This window comes from Burkholderia sp. Ax-1720, assembly GCF_011753035.1.
Classification (GTDB): domain Bacteria; phylum Pseudomonadota; class Gammaproteobacteria; order Burkholderiales; family Burkholderiaceae; genus Burkholderia; species Burkholderia gladioli.
In genome coordinates, this window is sequence record NZ_VWWK01000019.1 from 14,970 (window position 1) to 35,205 (window position 20,236).

17 protein-coding genes are annotated in these 20,236 nt (G+C 68.1%); 7 read left to right on the forward strand and 10 right to left on the reverse strand.

The annotated features are described in order from the left end of the window. Nucleotides 1–11: 11 nt before the first annotated feature. Nucleotides 12–1,022, reverse strand: a complete 1,011-nt coding sequence (locus F3J18_RS08845; RefSeq protein ID WP_013689313.1) for a LysR family transcriptional regulator — start codon at nt 1,020–1,022, stop codon at nt 12–14. A gap of 179 nt (nt 1,023–1,201) precedes the next feature. On the opposite strand from F3J18_RS08845, the gene F3J18_RS08850 reads away from it, so the two are divergent. Genes F3J18_RS08850 through F3J18_RS08865 form a run of 4 tightly spaced genes read left to right on the forward strand, consistent with a single transcriptional unit; the run spans nt 1,202 to nt 8,076 of the window. Then, a complete protein-coding gene (locus F3J18_RS08850) occupies nt 1,202–2,047 on the forward strand; it encodes an alpha/beta hydrolase (RefSeq protein WP_025100179.1) in 846 nt (281 codons plus the stop codon). Between the two features lie 35 nt (nt 2,048–2,082). Continuing rightward, a complete protein-coding gene (locus F3J18_RS08855) occupies nt 2,083–3,297 on the forward strand; it encodes an efflux RND transporter periplasmic adaptor subunit (protein ID WP_166912580.1) in 1,215 nt (404 codons plus the stop codon). 50 nt (nt 3,298–3,347) lie between these two features. Continuing rightward, nucleotides 3,348–6,533 (forward strand): efflux RND transporter permease subunit, encoded by a 3,186-nt coding sequence (locus F3J18_RS08860; protein ID WP_166912581.1) that lies wholly within the window; start codon nt 3,348–3,350, stop codon nt 6,531–6,533. Between the two features lie 10 nt (nt 6,534–6,543). After that, complete coding sequence (locus tag F3J18_RS08865; RefSeq protein WP_161783306.1) at nt 6,544–8,076, forward strand: efflux transporter outer membrane subunit; 1,533 nt, start codon at nt 6,544–6,546, stop codon at nt 8,074–8,076. Between the two features lie 66 nt (nt 8,077–8,142). Here F3J18_RS08865 and F3J18_RS08870 read toward each other — a convergent pair whose 3' ends face one another. The 3 genes from F3J18_RS08870 to F3J18_RS08880 form a co-directional block, all read right to left on the reverse strand. Next, the gene (locus tag F3J18_RS08870) at nt 8,143–9,474 is read right to left on the reverse strand and encodes a type II toxin-antitoxin system HipA family toxin (RefSeq protein WP_166912582.1); all 1,332 of its coding nucleotides are present in this window, start codon (nt 9,472–9,474) and stop codon (nt 8,143–8,145) included. Between the two features lie 6 nt (nt 9,475–9,480). Next, nucleotides 9,481–9,744 (reverse strand): helix-turn-helix transcriptional regulator, encoded by a 264-nt coding sequence (locus F3J18_RS08875; protein ID WP_205195364.1) that lies wholly within the window; start codon nt 9,742–9,744, stop codon nt 9,481–9,483. A 171-nt stretch (nt 9,745–9,915) separates the two neighbouring features. Continuing rightward, nucleotides 9,916–10,839, reverse strand: coding sequence for a spherulation-specific family 4 protein (locus F3J18_RS08880; protein ID WP_166912584.1), 924 nt, complete (start codon nt 10,837–10,839; stop codon nt 9,916–9,918). Nucleotides 10,840–10,889: 50 nt separating this feature from the next. Here F3J18_RS08880 and F3J18_RS08885 point away from each other — a divergent pair, with 50 nt between their 5' ends. The 3 genes from F3J18_RS08885 to F3J18_RS08895 all read left to right on the forward strand — a co-directional run bounded on the left by F3J18_RS08885 (nt 10,890) and on the right by F3J18_RS08895 (nt 13,644). Continuing rightward, nucleotides 10,890–11,252 carry a hypothetical protein gene (locus F3J18_RS08885; RefSeq protein ID WP_166912585.1) on the forward strand — a complete coding sequence of 121 codons (363 nt, stop codon included), beginning with the start codon at nt 10,890–10,892 and terminating at the stop codon, nt 11,250–11,252. A gap of 22 nt (nt 11,253–11,274) precedes the next feature. Next, nucleotides 11,275–12,498 (forward strand): acyl-CoA dehydrogenase family protein, encoded by a 1,224-nt coding sequence (locus F3J18_RS08890; protein WP_166912586.1) that lies wholly within the window; start codon nt 11,275–11,277, stop codon nt 12,496–12,498. Nucleotides 12,499–12,855: 357 nt separating this feature from the next. Continuing rightward, nucleotides 12,856–13,644 (forward strand): polysaccharide lyase family 7 protein, encoded by a 789-nt coding sequence (locus F3J18_RS08895; RefSeq protein WP_226285356.1) that lies wholly within the window; start codon nt 12,856–12,858, stop codon nt 13,642–13,644. 75 nt (nt 13,645–13,719) lie between these two features. Here F3J18_RS08895 and F3J18_RS08900 read toward each other — a convergent pair whose 3' ends face one another. The 6 genes from F3J18_RS08900 to F3J18_RS08925 all read right to left on the reverse strand — a co-directional run bounded on the left by F3J18_RS08900 (nt 13,720) and on the right by F3J18_RS08925 (nt 20,234). Beyond that, nucleotides 13,720–14,475 carry a hypothetical protein gene (locus F3J18_RS08900; protein WP_240154549.1) on the reverse strand — a complete coding sequence of 252 codons (756 nt, stop codon included), beginning with the start codon at nt 14,473–14,475 and terminating at the stop codon, nt 13,720–13,722. A gap of 130 nt (nt 14,476–14,605) precedes the next feature. After that, nucleotides 14,606–16,228 (reverse strand): FGGY-family carbohydrate kinase, encoded by a 1,623-nt coding sequence (locus F3J18_RS08905; RefSeq protein ID WP_166912587.1) that lies wholly within the window; start codon nt 16,226–16,228, stop codon nt 14,606–14,608. A 40-nt stretch (nt 16,229–16,268) separates the two neighbouring features. Beyond that, nucleotides 16,269–16,997, reverse strand: coding sequence for an SDR family oxidoreductase (locus F3J18_RS08910; protein ID WP_166912588.1), 729 nt, complete (start codon nt 16,995–16,997; stop codon nt 16,269–16,271). Between the two features lie 22 nt (nt 16,998–17,019). After that, nucleotides 17,020–18,279, reverse strand: coding sequence for a sugar ABC transporter permease (locus F3J18_RS08915; RefSeq protein ID WP_166912589.1), 1,260 nt, complete (start codon nt 18,277–18,279; stop codon nt 17,020–17,022). After that, nucleotides 18,269–19,105, reverse strand: coding sequence for an ATP-binding cassette domain-containing protein (locus tag F3J18_RS08920; protein ID WP_060000889.1), 837 nt, complete (start codon nt 19,103–19,105; stop codon nt 18,269–18,271). The genes F3J18_RS08915 and F3J18_RS08920 overlap by 11 nt, the downstream gene beginning before the upstream one ends. 70 nt (nt 19,106–19,175) lie before the next feature. Further along, nucleotides 19,176–20,234 (reverse strand): sugar ABC transporter substrate-binding protein, encoded by a 1,059-nt coding sequence (locus tag F3J18_RS08925; protein WP_166912590.1) that lies wholly within the window; start codon nt 20,232–20,234, stop codon nt 19,176–19,178. Nucleotides 20,235–20,236: the final 2 nt, after the last annotated feature.

Sequence of the window (20,236 nt, forward strand, 5' to 3'; positions counted from 1 at the left end):
CGTTCAGGCGCTCAGGCCACCCATTCGGTGACCATCGGCGTATCGAGTACCGGCGCGCGCTCGGCTTCCTCGAAGGTGCGCTTGCTGCAGATGGTGTCGAGCGGCGGGCGCCCCGAGCCGTTCAGCAGCGGGCAGCGGTCGAACACCTCGGCCACCCAGTCGACGAACACGCGCACCTTCGGCGACAGGTGGCGGCTGTGCGGATAGACCACCGAGATCGGCATCGGCAGCGGCTTGTAGCCGGTCAGCACTTCCTTGAGCTCGCCCGAGCGCAGTTGCGGCAGCACCATGAACAGCGGCGGCTGGATCAGGCCGAAGCCCTCGATACCGCAGGTCACGTAGGCGTCGGCGTCGTTGACCGAGACCACGCTCTCCATCTTGACCTCCACCTCCTGGCCGTCGATCAGGAAGGCCCAGTCGATGTTGCGGCCGGTGCGGCTCGAAAAATAATTGACCGCGCGATGATCGGCCAGGTCGTCGATCGAGCGCGGCTCGCCGTAGCGTTCCAGGTAGGCCCGCGAGGCCACCGTCACGCCCTCGAACAGGCCGACGCGACGCGCCACCAGCGAGGAATCCTGCAGCGCGCCGACCCGGATCACGCAGTCGACGCCTTCCTGCAGCAGGTCGACGGGGCGGTCCGACAGGCCGAGCTGGAGGTCGATGTCGGGGTAGCGATCGCGGAATTCGTTGAGCGCCGGGATCACCACCAGCCGTCCCAGCGAACCCGGCATGTCGACCCGCAGCTTGCCGTGCGGCTTGCGATTGTTGATCTGGAAGCTGGCCTCGGTTTCCTCGACCTCGGCCAGGATCCGCACGCAGCGCTCGTAGTAGGCGGCGCCGTCGGGCGTGAGCGAGAGCCGGCGCGTGGTCCGGTGCATCAGGCGCACGCCGAGGAACGCTTCGAGGTTCTGAATGATCGTCGTGACGGACGCGCGCGGCAGGCTCAGCGTCTCCGCGGCCTTCGTGAAGCTGTTCGTATCGACGACGCGGGTGAAGACCTGCATCGCTTGAAGACGGTCCATCGCTACCTCCGGTATTGTTCGGCCCCGATCGGCCGGTCTGGAGCGGCTTTTGGGCAGCTCCGGGCGCCGATTGTTCGAGGCCCCTGAATTGTGTTGCCGGATTATAGGCATTTATCCTGATGTCTGCCGGACCCAGAATGCGCTCCATCTCGCAATGGACGCGCTTTCGCGCCTGACTCATGGATGCATCCGGTTTTCGCAATCTGCTGAATTCCGCTCCGGCCGCGCCGGAGCTGGCGGGCACCTCGCTCGCGGTCTCCGATGTCGAAATCGAAGGGCATGCCCAGGACATCGTATTGCGCCTTTATCGGCGCCCCGACAAGACCGGATTGCCAGTAGTGCTTTATTTCCACGGCGGCGGTTTCGTCCGCGGTTCGCTCGCGGACGCGGACTTCGCTTCGCGTTTCATCGCCGAGCGGCTGCCGGCGCTGGTGGTATCGGTCGATTATTCGCTGGCCCCGAAACATCCGTTTCCGGCCGCGCCCGAGGACGCCTATCGCGCGGTGCGCTGGGTCGAGGCCCGGGCGCGCGCGTTCGGCGGCAATCCGCGCAAGATCGCGGTGGCCGGCCACGACGCGGGCGGCCAGATCGCCAATTGCCTGGCCTTCATCGCACGCGATCGCGGCGAGATCTCGATCGCCGCGCAGGCGCTGTTCGGGCCGATGCTCGATCCGAGCATGACGCGCATGGGCGACGAGCGCCAGCTCGGCTCCGACATCACGGTCAAGGAATGCGCCGCCTGCTATCGCGCCTACCTGCCCCAGCCGGCGCAGCGCATGCACCCTTATGCGGCGCCGCTCGAATCGGCGCGCCTCGCGCGGCTGCCGGCCACCCTGATCGCGACCGCGCAGAACGACGTGCTGCACGTCGAGGCCGAGAAGTACGCCGCCCGCCTGATCGAGGCCGGCGTGCTCACCCAGGTGATTCGTTATCCCGACGTCACGCACGCGGAGCTGGGCGGTTACGCCCCCGCGCTGCAGGAAGCCGTGCGCTTCCTGACCTGCCGTTTCCAGGCGCAGACCTGAGCCGTTTACCTATTCCAACGCAACCGGAGATCTTCATGTCCATCCTACGTACTCCCCGCTCCCGCATCGCGGCAGCCGCGTTGGCGGTCGTCGTCGCCGTCGGCGGCGGCGCGTTCGGCGTGATCCGCGCCAGCGCCAGCGCCCCCCAGAACGCCGCGCCGCCGCTGCAGGAAGTCGATGTCGCGAACGTGCTGTCCAAGACCATCACCGACTGGCAGACCTACTCGGGCCGCCTCGAGGCGATCGAGCGCGTCGACGTGCGCCCGCTGGTGTCGGGCACCATCGTCTCGGTCAACTTCAAGGACGGCGCCCTGGTCAAGAAGGGCGACGTGCTGTTCGTGATCGACCCGCGCCCGTACCAGGCCGAGGTCGATCGCACGGCCGCGCAACTGGCCGCCGCGCAGGCGCGCGACGGCTATGCGCAGACCGACTGGCAGCGCGCGCAGCGCCTGATCGGCGACAACGCGATCGCCAAGCGCGACTACGACGAGAAGCAGAACGCCGCGCGCGAATCGGCGGCCAACGTGAAGGCCGCCGCCGCCGCGCTGGAGGCCGCCAGGATCAACCTGGGCTACACGCGCATCGTCGCGCCGTTCACCGGCCGCGCCTCGCGCGCCGAGATCACGCTGGGCAACGTGGTGTCGGCCGGCGCCTCGGCCGCGCCGCTGACCACGCTGGTCTCGGTGTCGCCGATCTACGCCTCGTTCGACGCCGACGAGCAGACCTACCTGCGCTACATCGGCAACCAGCGCGACGGCCGCAAGGTGCCGGTCGACCTGGGCCTGGCCAATGAAAGCGGTTATTCGCGCAACGGCGTGATCGACTCGGTCGACAACCGGCTCGATACCTCGTCGGGCACGATCCGCGTGCGGGCGCGCTTCGACAACGCCGACGGCACCCTGGTGCCGGGCCTCTACGCGCGCGTCAAGGTGGACGGCAGCGCCCCGCATCCGGCCCTGCTGGTGGACGACGCGGCGATCAATACCGACCAGGACAAGAAGTTCGTGTTCGTGGTCGACGCCCAGGGAAAGGTGGCCTATCGCGAGGTGCAGATCGGTTCGCTGCACGGCAACCAGCGCGTGATCGCCGGCGGCCTGCAGGCGAGCGACCGGGTGGTGGTCAACGGCACGCAGCGCGTGCGCCCGGGCGAACAGGTGAAGGTCCACATGGTGCCGATGACGGGCGGCGACGACGCGGCGGCTCCGGTCGCGGCGGCCTCGCTGCCCGCCGCCGGCCGCGCGTCGTCCTGATGGCCGTTTGAGAAAACGGCCCACTCGCGCATAACCAGAAAGAGCTTTTCATGAACATATCCAAATTCTTCATCGATCGTCCGATCTTTGCAGGAGTCCTATCCGTCCTGATCCTGCTGGGCGGCGTGATCGCGATGTTCATGCTGCCGATTTCCGAATATCCGGAAGTCGTGCCGCCGTCGGTGATCGTCAAGGCGCAATACCCGGGTGCCAACCCGAAGGTGATCGCCGAGACCGTCGCTTCGCCGATCGAGGAACAGATCAACGGCGTCGAGGACATGCTGTACATGCAGTCGCAGGCCAATAGCGACGGCAACGTGACCATCACGGTCACCTTCAAGCTCGGCACCGATCCGGACAAGGCCACCCAGCTGGTGCAGAACCGCGTGAACCAGGCGCTGCCGCGCCTGCCCGAGGACGTGCAGCGCCTCGGTATCACCACGGTCAAGAGCTCGCCGACGCTGACCATGGTGGTGCACCTGATCTCGCCGGACAACCGCTATGACATGACCTACCTGCGCAACTACGCGCTGATCAACGTCAAGGACCGCCTGTCGCGGATCCAGGGCGTGGGCCAGGTGCAGCTGTGGGGCGCGGGCGACTACGCGATGCGCGTCTGGCTCGATCCGCAGAAGGTGGCCGAGCGCAACCTGACCGCCGACGACGTGGTGCGCGCGATCCGCGAGCAGAACGTGCAGGTGGCGGCCGGTGTGATCGGCGCCTCGCCGTCGATTCCGGGCACGCCGCTGCAGTTGTCGGTCAACGCGCGCGGCCGCCTGCAGACCGAGGAGGAGTTCGGCAACATCGTCGTGAAGACGGCGCCGGACGGCGCGGTCACGCGCCTGCGCGACCTCGGCCGGATCGATCTCGACGCGTCCGAATACGGGCTGCGCTCGCTGCTGGACAACCAGCCGGCGGTGGCGATGGCGATCAACCAGTCGCCGGGTGCGAACTCGCTGCAGATCTCGGATCAGGTCCGCGCGACCATGAAGGAACTGCAGGCCGACATGCCCAAGGGCGTCGAATACCGGATCGTCTACGATCCGACGCAGTTCGTGCGTTCCTCGATCAAGGCCGTGGTGCATACCCTGCTCGAGGCGATCGCGCTGGTGGTGATCGTGGTGATCGTGTTCCTGCAGACCTGGCGTGCCTCGATCATCCCGCTGATCGCGGTGCCGGTGTCGATCATCGGTACCTTCTCGCTGCTGCTGATGTTCGGCTACTCGATCAACGCGCTGTCGCTGTTCGGCATGGTGCTGGCGATCGGGATCGTGGTGGATGACGCGATCGTGGTGGTGGAGAACGTCGAGCGCAACATCGAGAGCGGGCTGTCCGCGCGCGAAGCCACCTACAAGGCGATGCGCGAGGTCAGCGGGCCGATCATCGCGATCGCGCTGACCCTGGTGGCCGTGTTCGTGCCGCTGGCCTTCATGTCGGGCCTGACCGGCCAGTTCTACAAGCAGTTCGCGATGACCATCGCGATCTCGACGGTGATCTCGGCGTTCAACTCGCTGACGCTCTCGCCGGCGCTCTCGGCGATCCTGCTGAAGGGCCATGACGAGAAGCCCGACTGGCTCACGCGCGTGATGAACCGGCTGTTCGGCGGTTTCTTCCGCGGCTTCAACAAGGTGTTCCATCGCGGCGCGGAGAACTACGGCCGCGGCGTGCGCGGCGTGCTGTCGAGGAAGTCGCTGATGCTCGGCATCTACGTGGTGCTGCTCGGCGCCACGGTGCTGATGGGCAAGCTGGTGCCCGGCGGTTTCGTGCCCGCGCAGGACAAGGAATACCTGATCGCCTTCGCGCAGTTGCCCAACGGTGCCTCGCTCGATCGCACCGAGAAGGTGATTCGCCAGATGAGTTCGATCGCGCTGAAGCAGCCGGGCGTGGAAAGCGCGGTGGCATTCCCGGGCCTGTCGGTGAACGGCTTCACCAACAGCTCGAGCGCCGGTATCGTGTTCGTCACGCTCAAGCCGTTCGACCATCGTCATGGCAAGGCGCTGTCGGCCGGCGCCATCGCGGGCGCGCTGAACCAGCAGTACGCGGGCATCAAGGATTCGTTCGTCGCCGTGTTCCCGCCGCCGCCGGTGCTCGGGCTCGGCACGCTGGGCGGCTTCAAGATGCAGGTCGAGGATCGCGGCGCGGTGGGTTACGCGCGGCTGGCCGATGCGACGCAGGACTTCATCAAGCGTGCGCAGCAGGCGCCGGAGCTGGGTCCGCTGTTCACCAGCTACCAGATCAACGTGCCGCAGCTCAATGTCGACCTCGACCGCACCAAGGCCAAGCAGCTCGGCGTGAACGTGACCGACGTGTTCGACACCATGCAGATCTACCTCGGCTCGCTCTACGTGAACGACTTCAACCGCTTCGGCCGCGTCTACCAGGTTCGCGTGCAGGCCGATGCGCCGTTCCGCCAGAAGCCCGACGATATCGGCCTGCTGAAGACGCGCAACGCGAACGGCGAGATGGTGCCGCTGTCCTCGCTGGTCGCCGTGACGCCGACCTTCGGGCCGGAAATGGTGGTGCGCTACAACGGCTACACGGCAGCCGACGTGAACGGCGGCCCGGCGCCCGGCTATTCGTCGGGGCAGGCGCAGGCGGCGGTCGAGCGGATCGCGGCGCAGGTGTTCCCGCGCGGCGTGAAGTTCGAATGGACCGACCTGACCTACCAGCAGATCCTGGCGGGCAACGCGGGCCTGTTGATCTTCCCGATCAGCGTGCTGCTGGTGTTCCTGGTGCTGGCCGCGCTGTATGAAAGCCTGACGCTGCCGCTGGCGGTGATCCTGATCGTGCCGATGAGCATCCTGTCGGCGCTCACGGGCGTGTGGCTCACGCAGGGCGACAACAACATCTTCACGCAGATCGGCCTGATGGTGCTGGTGGGGCTGTCCGCGAAGAACGCGATCCTGATCGTCGAGTTCGCCCGCGAGCTCGAGCACGACGGACGCACGCCGTTCCAGGCCGCCGTCGAGGCGAGCCGGCTGCGGTTGCGCCCGATCCTGATGACCTCGATCGCGTTCATCATGGGCGTGGTGCCGCTGGTGCTGTCCTCGGGTGCCGGTGCCGAGATGCGCCATGCGATGGGCGTCGCCGTGTTCTTCGGCATGCTCGGCGTCACGCTGTTCGGGCTGATGCTCACACCGGTGTTCTATGTGGTGCTGCGTACGCTGGCGGGTGGCAAGATCCACGTCGCGCAGAAGGATACGCCGCGGTATGACGTATCGGCCGCGGATGCTTGAGGACTCGATGATGAAAAACGACAAGACCATCCTGCGCCTGGCCAGGCTCGCCGGGCTCAGCGCCCTGATGTCCGCGCTGCTCGCCGCCTGCGCGGTGGGCCCCGACTACAAGCGGCCCGAGGTGGCCACGCCGGCCGCCTTCAAGGAAGCGCCGACGCTGGCCGCCGGCGAGCAGGCCGGTACCTGGAAGCCGGCCGAGCCCGCCGACGCCGCGCATCGCGGCGAATGGTGGACCGTGTTCGGCGATCCGGTGCTCGACAAACTGGAGCAGCAGGCGCTCGACGCGAACCAGAACCTGAAGGCCGCGGCGGCCCGCGTCGAGGAGGCCCGGGCGGCCACCCGCGCGGCACGTTCGGCCTGGTTCCCCTCGCTCGACGCCGGCTTCGGGCCGACCCGCGAAGGCGCGTCCTCGGCCTCGCAGTTCCTGCCGCAAGGCTCGGGCCCGGTCAATGCCACGCTGTGGCGTGCCCAGGGCACGGTGTCCTACGAGGCGGACCTGTTCGGCCGCGTCGGTCGCAACGTGGAGGCCTCGCGGGCCGACGCCGCGCAAAGCGAGGCGCTGTTCCGCTCGGTGCAACTGGCCTTGCAGGCCGATGTCGCGCAGAACTACTTCGAACTGCGCCAGCTCGATGCGGACCAGGACCTCTACCGTCGCACCGTCGACCTGCGCCAGGAATCGCTGAAGCTCGCGCAGCGCCGTTTCGACGAAGGCGACATCAACGAGCTCGACGTGTCGCGCGCCAAGAACGAACTGGCGACCGCGCAGGCCGATGCGGTGGGCGTCGCGCGGCGTCGCGCGGCCTCCGAGCACGCGCTGGCGATCCTGCTCGGCAAGCCGCCGGCGGATTTCTCGTTCCGGGAAACGCCGATCGTGCCGGTTGCCGTGCGGATTCCGGGCGGCCTGCCTTCGGCCCTGCTCGAACGGCGGCCCGACGTGTCGGCGGCCGAGCGGGCCATGGCCGCCGCGAATGCGCGGATCGGCCTGGCGAAGTCGGCTTACTTCCCGAAGCTCGACATCACCGGCTCGTTCGGTTATGAAGCCAACACGCTCGGCAGCCTGTTCATGTGGTCGAGCCGCACCTTCCTGCTCGGGCCGTTCGCCGGCACGGCGCTGTCGCTGCCGATCTTCGACGGCGGCCGCCGCGCCGCGGGCGTGCAGCAGGCTCGCGCGCAGTATGACGAGCAGGTGGCGAACTATCGCCAGCAGGTGCTGGTGGCATTCCGCGAGGTGGAGGACAACCTGGCCGACCTGCGCCTGCTCGACGACCAGATCCGCGCGCAGGGCGATGCGGTCAGCGCCTCGCAGCGCGCGGCGAAGCTGTCGCGCACGCAGTACCAGGAAGGGCAGATCGCCTATATCGACGTGATCGACAGCGAGCGCTCGGTGCTGCAGTCGCAGTTGCAGGCGAACCAGCTGACCGGCGCGCAAGCCGTGTCGACGGTCAACCTGATCCGCGCGCTCGGCGGCGGTTGGGGCACGCCGGCGACCGCGGTGGGCAGCGTGCCGGCTTCGGCAGCCGCGCAGTCGGTGGCGCAGCGTTGAGGCGGTGAAGATGCGGCGAGCCGTGGTTCGGCTCGCCGCGTTGCGCATGAAACTGGAAACGGGCCTTCAGAGGCCCGTTTCCAGTTTACGGGCCTGCTTGCGCAAGCCCTCGAACACGGCATCGGCGAGATCGGCCGGGAAATCGCGGGGCAGCAGGGCGCTGACGGTGGCGATCACGCGTGGCGTGGTCGCCACCAGGCGCTCGATGATGCGCAGCACGGTGGCCTCCGGCATGCCGCAACGTCGGCCCTGGGCAAGCCAGTGGCGGTTCAGGATCTCGTGCCAGGCATAGTGCCGGTTGGTGCCGCAAACGGCCATCGCCATGCGGATTCGTTGCGGCGCGATCTGCCCGGCCCGGCGGCCGATGATCGGATGAAACGAGAGGACGTCGTAAAGCGGCGTGGCGCGATAATCGGCACCCGGCAGGTGCGCGATGCTGAAGTTCTTGGCATTGCCGTCTGCTGCCGCCAGCAGCCAGAACACGAGCTGCGCGGTGAAGAAGTGGCGGCGGTCGTGCTCCGCCTCGACCGAGCCGGCGAGGATATCCATGCCCGTCTCGATGCCGGGGCCGCCGTCGGCCTGGTACTTGTTCAAGCCCGAGGTGCCGGTGGCCTGGCACAGGTCTTCCTGCGGAAGCCGCATGATCCAGCGACCGTTGACGGCGTGGCGACGATCGAAGCGCGCGACCACGAGCGCCTTCTGGTCCTCGAATTGCCCGATGCCGCAAGGCGCGACCGGCAGGCCATAGGCCGCGACCACCAGCGCGCAGAGCCATTCGTTCTCGACCGAGGTGCGCATGTCGGCACCGATGCCGCCGACCAAGCCGAGCGGCAGCTTCAGGATATGGGTGGTCGGCGTGCTGCCGTCGGGGCGCCACCATTGATCGCGATGCCAGAGCAGGGCGGTTTTTTCCTGGGCGCCGGCGATCGACAGGCGCAGGTCGCGGCTTGCATCGTGACCGGGCGCGGGCACGCGGGGCAGCTCGCGCAGCCAGTGCGCGATGTCGGACAGGCTCAGCGGCGTGCCTGTGATCTGCTGGAGATTGTCCGGCTCCTGCCCCGGCTGCAGCAATTGCAGGGCGCCGACGCAATCGCGTCCGACCGCTTCGAGCAGGGCGAAGGGCGATGCATCGCGAGCGGAATAGCGTTGCGCGATCCTGCGCCGGATCGCGTCGCTGTCGGGCAGCAGATTATCGAAGTAGTTCGCGACGATGGCGCCCTGGTAGGGGGCATTGCCGGGCCGGAACGGCAAGGAGAGCGACAGCGGCCGGCGCTGCTCGCTGGCCAGCCAGCTCTCGGCGTAGGCGAGGCGGTCGATACCCTGTACCCGCTTCCAGTAGCCGACTTCGACGCCGTTCATCCAGAGCACCAGGCGAGTGGGGTGTGAGGCTCTCGACATCGCGGATCACCAGTTGTCGCCGGACGAGCGCTTGCTGCCGGATGGGGTTGTCGCGGCGCCCCTGGAGGGCGTGTCCTGGGGCATCTGCATGTCGCTCAGATTCATCTCGATGCCGAGCACGCGCATCACGCGGAACAGCCGTTCGAGGCTTGCGCTTGCGGGATTGGTTTCGAGCCTGGCGTAAGTCTGCTGGGTGACGCCGAGCCGCTCCGCGACATCGGCTTGCGTGAGGCCGGCGGCCTTGCGGAAGCCCTGCAGCAGTGGCCGCATCTGGCTCAGGGTCTTGAGCGGGTAGTTCACGATGAAGGGGCGCGATGCGCCAGAGGATGGCGAACGCCATCAGCATACAGCCGGCAGGCTGTAATCACAAGATACAGCCGATAAGTTGTTATTTGAAAATACAGCTTATCGGCTGTTTAGATGGACGTTGGCGCCAACGTCTCAGCGTGTGTTTCGTCCGGCAGGCTTCGTACTCGCCGTCTTGTTGGATGCCTTCGCCGCCGGCGGATTGAGCGCCGCGACGCCCGCGACTTCCTGGGACCAGTACGAAGGCAGCCCGTTGTACGGATTCGGCAGCTTCAGCGAGGTCACGTAGATGCCGCCCGCGCCGTGCGCCACGGCGAACTGCAGGTCGCCGCTCAATTGCGCGGCGCTGGTGTTGTACACGATATGGATGAAGCGGTCCGGCGAATAGGCCGCCTGCCAGGCGGCGGCGCTGTAGCTCGCGTAGTTCGCCTGCTTGTCCTCGTAGACCACGAAACGATCCGCCACCGGCAGGCTCGCGTAGATCTCCGGGATATAGGTGCCGGGATTGTTGACCACCTGGTAGCTGGCGGACAGCCCCTTGATGTAGTTGTAGAGCGATTGATAGTACTGGACGTGGGCGGCCGAACTGTCGTTCGCCATCTCGTCGATGAAGAAGCCATCGACGGTATAGAAGGCCAGATAGGTATTGATGTCGTTCGCGACATCGGACAGCGAGCGGCTTCCGTAGGAGGTATGCACGTAGGCGATGACCTTGCCGCCCGCCGCGCGAAGCTTCGAGATCACGTTCGTGTAGGCCGGATCGACGGCGGTGCCCGGGCCGCTGTTCGGGTTGACGATGGCCGTCAGCGCCACCGAGGCGGCATTGCTGGCCAGCGTGTTCCAGGCAGTCGCGCCCGAGCCCGAGGGATAGAAGTAGGCCGGCACCACCAGGTCGGCCGCCTGTGCCGCGCTGCTCGCCACGCAGAACGAGGCGAGCAGCGAGCAGGCCGCCGAGGCGAAGCGCCGGAATGCGCCCGGCGCGCGGCGGGTGCGAGCCCGGCTGCGTCGATCGATCAGGAGTGCAGGAGAAATGCCGGATGCTTGTTGCTGGATGCTCATGTTCAGCCTCGCATTTTTTCAGGTCTCGCCGCCACGTACGCGGGAGCGTCGTGCCGCTGGTGATGGGGTTCGTGCCCCTGGTTGCCGATGATTCGCTGCCTGCCGCGCCGGATTTCCCCGTCCGGTCATTCATGAATAGCAGTTTTGAAAAAGACTGCAAATCGCTGAAACCATCAAGAAGGTGCCTCTGGATCACCGTCGGGCATATCGGTTTCGGCGATTTCCATTTGCGGATTGCTTGTTGGACGGGCCTCGGCGAGCGCATCTATCATCGCGGCGAGGGCCGCCGGCTTGCGCCCCGACATCGGATTGCCGCGGCAATATCCGTGTTTACGACAGCCGGTCGGCAAGATCGAGTGTGGCGCGAGAGATGGGCGTCGCGCATCGCATTCGACCCTATTCGTCCGACCTGAAACGATCGAGAGCTTTTCCACGATGAGCGATTCCCCTTCATCCGCCACGCCACCCCATGAAGGTGCCAGCGCTGCTTCCGGCCCGTCGCTCGACGCGCCGGGCAGCTTCGGCGAGTTGATCGCCGCATTGCGCGCGAGCGCCGCCGAACGCGACCGACGCGGCGGTCACGCCGCGCGCGAAAAGGCCTGGATGGCCGCGCTCGGCCTGCAGACGCTGGCCGTGCCGCGCGCCTTCGGCGGCCAGGAAGCCGATTGGCCGATCGTCTACCAGACGATCCGCGCGATCGCGCGCGTCGACAGCGCGCTCGCGCATCTGGTCGGTTTCCAGGTGCTGCAGATCGTCAGCGTCGATGTCTGGGGCAGCGAGGCGCAGCGCGAGCGCTACCTGCGCGGCACCGTCGAGCAGGGCTGGTGGTGGGGCAATGCCGTCAATCCGCTCGACACGCGGCTGGTCGCGCGGCAGGACGGCGAGGGCTACCGGCTCGACGGCATCAAGGGCTTCTGTTCGGGCACGCGCGGCTCGGCGCGGATGACGATCTCGGCGCACGATCCGGCCACCGGCAAGCCGGTGTTCGCGGTGGTACCCACCGGCCGCGACGGCATCACGGTGCATGAAGACTGGGATCCGATCGGGCAGCGCCAGACCGACAGCGGCAGTGTCTCGTTCAATGCGGTGAGGGTGGAGGCCGACGAGGTGCTGCATCGCTCGGCAACCCCGCCCACGCCGCGCGCGACGCTGCGCACGCTGGTTTCGCAACTGGTGCTGACCAACCTGTTCGTCGGGCTGGCCGAGGGCGCGTTGGCCGAGGCGCGCGACTACGTGAGCACGCGTGGCCGGCCGTGGATTCACTCGGGCGTGGCCAATGCGCAGGACGATCCCTACACGCTGCAGCGCTTCGGCGACATGCGAGTGCAGGCGGTGGCGGCCGAGGCGCTGGCCGATCGCGCCGCGCGCAGCCTGCAGGCCGCCTGGGATCGCAAGGAAGCGCTGAGCGCGGATGGCCGCGCCGAGGTCGCGCTGGCGATCTCGGAGGCGAAGATCGTCGCGCAGCGCGCGGCGCTCGATGCCGGCGAGGCGCTGTTCGATGCCTGCGGCGCGCGCGCCACCGCCGCGCCGCTCGCGCTCGATCGTTTCTGGCGCAACGCGCGCACGCATACGCTGCACGACCCGCTCGACTATCGGCTGCGCGATGTCGGCCGTTATGCGCTGACCGGCGCCTTGCCCGAGGCGTCGATCTATACCTGAGCCCTTCTCTTCGCCTCGCGCCTTTCATCATGAATACAAGAATCGAAGGCGCGAGGCCGCTCGCTCGCAGCGATGCTTACGGCGACTTACAAGTATCGATTCCGTCACTGGAAACTATAGATTTCTATCGTTTTACAGCGTGAATCGATGGATGTAGCCTCGGAGACGTTCGGAAACCGGCGGCTGCATCGTCCTTGGCGAGCCGGTTCCCGAACGTCGGAAGCATGCAGTAGGCACGGCACCCGTCACGCGGCAGGACCGCGAGCCGGGTCGCACGACAATCACAAAAACGATAACGACAACTTGTTTGCCGCCATTCAGGAAATCAACGGTCAATCAAACAGGAGAGATGGAGACATGAAGCAATCAATGATGGCTTGCCTGGTCGCGGCCGTATTCGGCGCATGGGTGTCGGCACCGGCGTTCGCGGGCTCGCAGGAAATCCAGTCCGACCAGGCGGCGGCCGCGGCCAGCCTCAGCACCTCGGCGCCGCCGGGCTCGAACTTCAACCTGAAGCCCTGGACGCTGCAATTGCCGACGGGCTCGTCGGGCAGCGTGACGACCGTCAATGGCGACAGCCTCGCGGCCGGCTACACGAACCAGTACTACTTCTACACCGACAAGTCGGACGGCTCGATGGTGATGATGGACCCGAAGCAGGGCTGGACCACCTCGGGCTCGCAGCACCCGCGCACGGAAATGCGCGAGAACGCGACCTGGAGCACCTCGGGCACCAACAAGCTCGATGCCACGGTGACGGTCGCGCAGGTGCCGAAGACCACCACCATCGGCCAGATCTTCCAGGGCAGCGGGCCGAGCAAGCCGCTCTGCGAGCTGCAGGTGACCTCCGGCGGCGTCGCGCAATTGTTCATCGAGGACACCAACCAGGGCGGCTCGGGCCAGACCTATTCGATCGCCAACGTGACGATCGGCAAGTCCTTCACCTATGAACTGAGCCTGAGCGGCACCAAGATCACCGCGAAGATCAACGGCACGTCGAAGTCCTTCACGATGGACTCGAGCTTCGATGGCGAGAGTTTCTACTTCAAGGCCGGCGATTACGACCAGAGCGCCGTGTCGGGGACGCCGCTGACGACGCCGGGGACGGTGGTGAAGTTCTACGCGCTGAGCCTGACGCACGGTTGAGACTGAGCGGGCAAGGCTGATCCGGCGCGGCCGGTTCCCGTGGGGCGGGATTCACGGGAACCGGCCGCGCCGCGTTTACTCGGCGGGCGTTCTCGCCATCTTCCGGGCGAACGATTCGAACGCCGACACATCCGCCCCCGTCAACAAGGCTTCCGCGTCCACCATGTCGTGCGCCGTCATCGGCACCTGCTGGCAATCGATCAGATGCCGAACGCTGGGGTATTTGGACATGCGGGGCCGCTTGTAGCGCAACCGGAACAAGCGCGGCATCACCCGGTCCGGCTTGCCCAGATCGCCGATCTGCTGCACCGAGGCATCGAACCAGAAGCGCAGCCAGGCCGCCTGCTTCTCGTTGCCCGGCGCGGCGATGAAGTCGGTCAGCACCAGCATCACGTACGGAATATCCCGCTGCGCCAGCGTCGGCCAGCCCCACATCTTCAACACGTCCGCGTGTTCGATCGCGCCGGTGAAGCGCGTCACGTTGAAGGCCGAGGCGGTTTGCCGAATGGTCTGCAGGTGGCGCTGCCATTGCGCGAAGAAGCTCGCGCGCAGTTGCTTGGCGCGTTCGGTCAGCGGCGGCCCGACATTGACGGCGAGCGGATTCGGCACCGCGTCGGACACCAGCGGGCAGCGCGCGAACGGCCCCGCCGCGTGCACGAAGCGGCGCGCGTGCGTGCGATCGCGCAACTGCACCACGCGCAGCACGCCGGAGCAGAGCGGGCAGCGTGCCAGCCCGCGCAGCAGCGGCAGGTCGCGACAGAACTCGTCGACATGGACCAGGCGGTCCTCGACGGGATGCAGCGCGTATTCGAGCATCGGCCGTTCTTTCATTTCGATGACGGGAGTCGATGCCGCGTGGGCGGGGCAGCCCGCGCGACGAACCGGAACACGAAGAAACACGGTGGGATCCGGGAATCAGACACGTGTTGTGTGACAACAGGATGTTGAGCCCGGCGCCTCTTCAGCGAATCTCGCGCGCCACCCGCTGCAGCGCCTCGAAGGCCCGATAGCGTGCCGCGTGCAGGGCCGCGATCCCGCCCTCGGCGCTCGTGTAGCTGCGGCTGATCCTCGACATGCCGCCCATCGCCGAACGCAGGTCGCCATACAGGCCGCCCGCCACGCCGCCCAGCATCGCGGCGCCGAGCAGCACCGGCTCGTCGGCCTCGGTGGCGAGCACCGGCTTGCCGGTGGTATCGGCCAGCAACTGGCGCACCAGGTCGAGCCGCCCGGCGCCGCCGCTGATCACGATCTTCTCGATCGGCGCACCGGCCGCCGCCTGGGTGTCGATGATCTGGCGCAGCCCGTAGCCGATGCTGGCCAGGCCCGCCACGTAGAGCGCGACCAGGCTGTCGATGCCGGTCTCCATGTCGAGCCCGGCGATCACGGCGCGCGCGTGCGGATCGGCGAAGGGTGCGCGATTGCCGAGAAATTCCGGTACCACGTGCAGGCCGTCGGCGAGCTTCGCGGCTGCCGAGAGTTCGCCGCCGGCTCGCTTTGCCGCCAGTTCGGCCAGCCAGGCCGGCAGGGCCAGGCCGGCTCGCTCGGCTTCGGCCTGCGCCTCGGCGGCGGCGGGGTGCATCGCGACCAGCCGCTCGATCGCGGCGCCGGCCACCGACTGACCGCCTTCGTTGAGCCAGGAACCGGGCACCATCGCCGAGAAATACGGCCCCCACACGCCGGGCACGTAGACGGGCTCGCGCGTGGTGGTCATGGTGCAGGACGAGGTGCCGAACACATAGGCGAGGCAGGCTTCGGGCTCGTGCTGCGCGCCCACCGTGCCGATCCCGCCGGCATGCGCGTCGATCGCGCCGGCGGCGACCGGCGTGCCGACCGGCAGCCCGAGCTCGGCGGCGGCCTGGGCGCTGAGGCCCTGGCCGAGCCGTGTGCCGGGTTCGACCACCTCGCGCCCGATCCGCGCGAAGCCCTCGTCGGCCAGCACGCCCAGGCCGATGCCGCGAAAATAGCTTTCGTCCCAGCGCCGCTCGTGGGCCAGGTAGGTCCACTTGCAGGTGAGCGTGCAGGTCGAGCGCGCCAGCTCGCCGGTCGCGCGCCAGGTCAGGAAGTCGCTCAGGTCGAAGAACTGCCAGGCGGCATCGAATATCGCGCGGCGGTTTTCATACAGCCACAGCAGCTTGGGCGTCTCCATCTCGGGCGAGATGCGCCCGCCCACGAAGTCGAGCACGGCGTGGCCGTGCGCGTTGATGCGCTCGGCCTGGTCGAGCGCGCGGTGATCCATCCAGACGATGATGTCGCGCTCGGCCTGTTCGGACGGCCCGACCGGCAGCGGCTTGCCGCCTTCGCCGAGCACCACCAGCGAGCAGGTCGCGTCGAAGCCGAGCCCGGCCACCTGGGCCGGCGCGATCGCGGCCTGCGCCAGCGCCGCGCGCACCGCCGTGCAGACCGCCTGCCAGATGTCGGTGCTCGACTGCTCGACGATCGCGCCGCGCTCATGGAACACCTGGATGTCGTGCCGGGCCGAGGCGACCATCCGGCCGGCCGCGTCGAAGATGCCGGCGCGCGCGCTGCCGGTGCCGACGTCGATGCCGATCACATAGCGCGCGTCGGGGTTCGGGTGGTCCGTCATGTTTCGGGTTCCTGTCGATAAGACGTGTCGGGGCGGCCGATCAGAGATCGACGCGGGTCGGCAGGATCACGAGGTCGCGGATCGTCACGTTGGCCGGGCGCGTCAGCATGAACAGCACCGCGTCGGCCACTTCGTCCGCCTGCATCAGGCTGCCGGCGGCCAGTGCCTCGTCCATCTTCGCCTGCGGCCAGTCGTCGAGCAGGGCGGTGATCACCGGCCCCGGCTGCACCGCGCCGACGCGCACGCCGTGCTGCATCACCTGGCGCCGCGTGGTGTGGACGAAGGCCTGCACGGCGAACTTCGAGGCCGTGTAGATCGGCTCCCAGACCACCGGCACCATCCCCGCGATCGAGCTGGTGAAGATGATATCGCCGGAACGCTGGGCCACCAGGTGCGGCAGCACGGCGTGCACCGAGCGGAACGCGGCGTTGATGTTGAGGTTCAGCATGCGGTCCCAGTCGTCGGGGTTGCCTGCCACCACCTCGCCGCCCACGTAGGCGCCGGCATTGGCGTGGAAGATGTCCAGGCGCCCCGCCAGTTCGAGGATGCGCGGCAGCATCGCCGACACCTCGGCGGGCGCGAGCAGGTCCACCACCAGGCTCAGCGCGTTGGGGCCGAGTTCCTCGCGGCACGCGGCCAGGCGGTCCTCGGCACGATCGATCAAGACCACCTTCGCGCCGGCCTCGACCAGCGCGCGCGCGCAGGCCAGGCCGATTCCCGATGCCGCGCCGGTGATCGCGGCGACCTTTCCATTCAACGATTCAGACATGCGTAATTCTCCAGGTGAGGGCTCAGGCGCGGCCGTGCGAGACACGCGAACGGCGCGCGAGCGAATCGACGATCACCGCGATCGCGAGCACCGCGCCGGTGATCATGAAGCGCAGCGAGGACGACAGGTTCAGCAGGGTCAGGCCGCTGGCGATCGACTGGATCACGACGATCCCCAGCACCGCCGACCAGGCGCTGCCGCGCCCGCCGAACAGGCTGGTGCCGCCGATCACGGCCGCCGCGATCGCGTTGAGATTGACGTCGCCGGTGCCGGCCTGCTGGCTGGCCGAGGCCAGGCGCGCCGCGGTGAGGATGCCGCCGAGCGCGGCCAGGCTGGTGCAGAGCACGAAGGCGCTGGTATAGATCGCGCCGACATGGATGCCGGCGCGGCGCGCGGCCTCGTGGTTGCCGCCCACGGCGTGCATCGAGCGACCCCAGCGCGTGCGCGTCATCGCGTAGTGCATGGCGGCGGCCAGCGCGACGAACAGCGCGAACATCAGCGGCACGCCGCGGCCGCGATCGAGGTAGGCGACCACCAGCTCGAGCAGCACCGTGATCACGGCCGCGCGCACCAGCACGCCGAGCGCCGAGGGCGCCGAGAGCCGGGCCGCGCGGCGGCGCTCGCGGGTGCGCAGGCCGAGCAGCACCAGCGCGAGGCCGGGCAGCAGCGCCAGCCCGTGCGAGACCGCGGCCGGCAGCACCCGTTGCTGGCCGAGCGTGACCAGCGCCGAGTCGTAGGGCAGGTTGATCGAGCCGGGCGGGCCCAGCACGTAGAGTTGCAGGCCGAGGATCGCGAGCAGCCCGGCCAGGGTGGTCACGAAGCTGGGCATGCCGAGCCGGTTGAACAGCAGCGCGTAGAGCGCGCCGATCAAGGCGCCGGCCGCCAGCGCGGCGAGGATCGCGAGCGGCACCGGCCAGCCCTCGTTGACCCACAGCGTGCCGACCAGGGCCGAGGCGAAGCCGCTGATCGAGCCGACCGACAGGTCGATCTGGCCGACCATCAGCACGCAGACGATGCCCAGCGAGATCACGCCCACCGTCGAGCAGTCGAACAGCAGGTTGACCAGGTTGTCCGCCGAGACGAACACCGGGTTGAGGCTGGTGAAGACGGTCCAGATGATGATCAGGCCGGCCACCACCGGCAGCGAGCCGAGGTCGCCCGCGCGCACGCGGCGGCCGAAGGCGGCGAGCGTCTCGCCCAGGCCGCTGGCATGCGCCACGCGCACGTCGGCGCGGTCGAGCAGCGGCGCCGGCTGCGAGGCTTGGGGGCTGTCATTGCGCATGATCGTTTCCTTGCAGGGGCTGCGTGTCGAGGTGCGCCTGGCGGCGGCCGGCGCGGCGCGAGACCGCGTTCTCGGTCGCGCCGGTGATGGCCGCGACCAGCGACGCATTCGACGAATCCGGGTAGAACACGCCGTTGTTGCGGCCCAGCCGCAGCACGACGATGCGGTCCGCGACGGCACGCACGTCCTCCATGTTGTGGCTGATCATGATCACGGCATGGCCGCGATCGCGCACCCGTTCGATCAGGTTGAGCACCTCGGCGGTTTGCGCCACGCCGAGCGCGGCGGTCGGCTCGTCGAGCATGATCAGCTTCGGGTCGAGCAGCAGCGAGCGGGCGATCGCCACCGTCTGGCGCTGGCCGCCCGACAGCGAGGCGACCACGTCGCGCACGCTCGGGATGCGCGCCGACAATTCATTGAGCAGGGTCCAGGCGCGCACTTCCATGCTGACCTCGTCGAGCCGCAGCGGGCTCAGCTCGCGGCCGAGGAAGATGTTGGCGACCACGTCGAGGTTCTCGCACAGCGCGAGATCCTGGAACACCGTGGCGATGCCGAGGTCGAGCGCGGTGCCGGGATCGGACAGCGTGACCGGCTTGCCGCCGAAGTGGATGCTGCCCGAGGTGGGCTGGTGCACGCCGGCGAGGATCTTCACGAGCGTCGATTTGCCGGCGCCGTTGTCGCCGACCAGCGCGACCACTTCGCCGGCGTGGACGTCGAGCTCGATATCGCTGAGCGCCGATACCGCGCCGAACTGTTTCGAGATGCCGCGCAGGCTCAGCACCAGCTCGCCGGGTGTCGCGCGGGTCGTCGTGGAGTCTTGGTTCATGAGGCAATGGCCTGTGAGTTGCGGCGCGGGCCCGGCTGCGATGCCGGCCCGCGCGGATTGCTGCCGGGAATTACTGGCTGATGCCGAGCTTCTTGCAGCCGTCGACGTAGCGGCCGGTGCAGAGCTCCCTGGCGCTGGCGAAGCCCTTGTCGATCACCTCGGCCTTGAGATTCCTCGCCGTGATCACCGCGGGCGTGAACAACTGGGTGGGCGTCTTGTAGAGCGTGGTCTCGCCCTTGGGCGCCTGGCCCGACAGGAAGCCGACCGCCGCCTTGGCCGCCGCCGCCGCGACGATCTCGCTGGGCTTGAGGATGGTGTTGTACTGGTCGCCGGCGATGATCAACTGCAGCGCGGCATTGGTCGCGTCGTTGCCGGTCACGCTCGGCAGCGGGTTCACGCCGGCGGCCTTGAAGGCGGCGATGGTGCCGCCCGCGGTGCCGTCGTTGGCGGCCACCACGCCGACGATCTGCGAGCCGAAGCGCGTGATCTGGCCGCTGACCCATTGCTGGGCCTTCGGCGGCGCCCATTCGGGCGTGTCGAACTCGGCCAGGGTCTTGTAGCCGCTGCCCTGCAGGCCGGCATGGATGCCGTTGCGGATCAGGCCGGCGGCCGCGTCGGTGGGCGAGCCGTTCACCTCGAGCACGCCGCCCTTGCCCGCCGGCACGCCGCTGTCCTTCAGGTGCTGCACCAGCGATTGCGCGATCGACTTGCCGATCGCCTCGTTGTCGAAGGAGACGTAGTAGTCGGCCGGTGTGGCCGGGATCGGCCGGTCGTAGGCGATCACCTTGACGCCCTGGCCCTGCGCCATGTGCACCAGCGAGGCGGCCGCGGTCGAATCCACCGGATCGATCACGATCACCTTGGCGCCCTGGGCGATCGCCGAGTTGAATTGCTGCTGCTGCAGCGCCACGTCCGCATTGGCGTTCTGGTAGAGCACCTTGCAATCCGGGCAGAGCTTCTGCATCTGCGCCTTGAAGCCGGGGAAGTCGTGCTGCTCGTAGCGCGTCGAGGCCTGGTCCGGCATCAGGAACGCCACCGTGCCGGACGGCGCCGCGAAGGCCGGCGTGATGCCGCCCAGCGCGAGGCCCAGCGCGGCGGCGCCGAGGGCGAGAGAGAAGGACTGGTTCATCG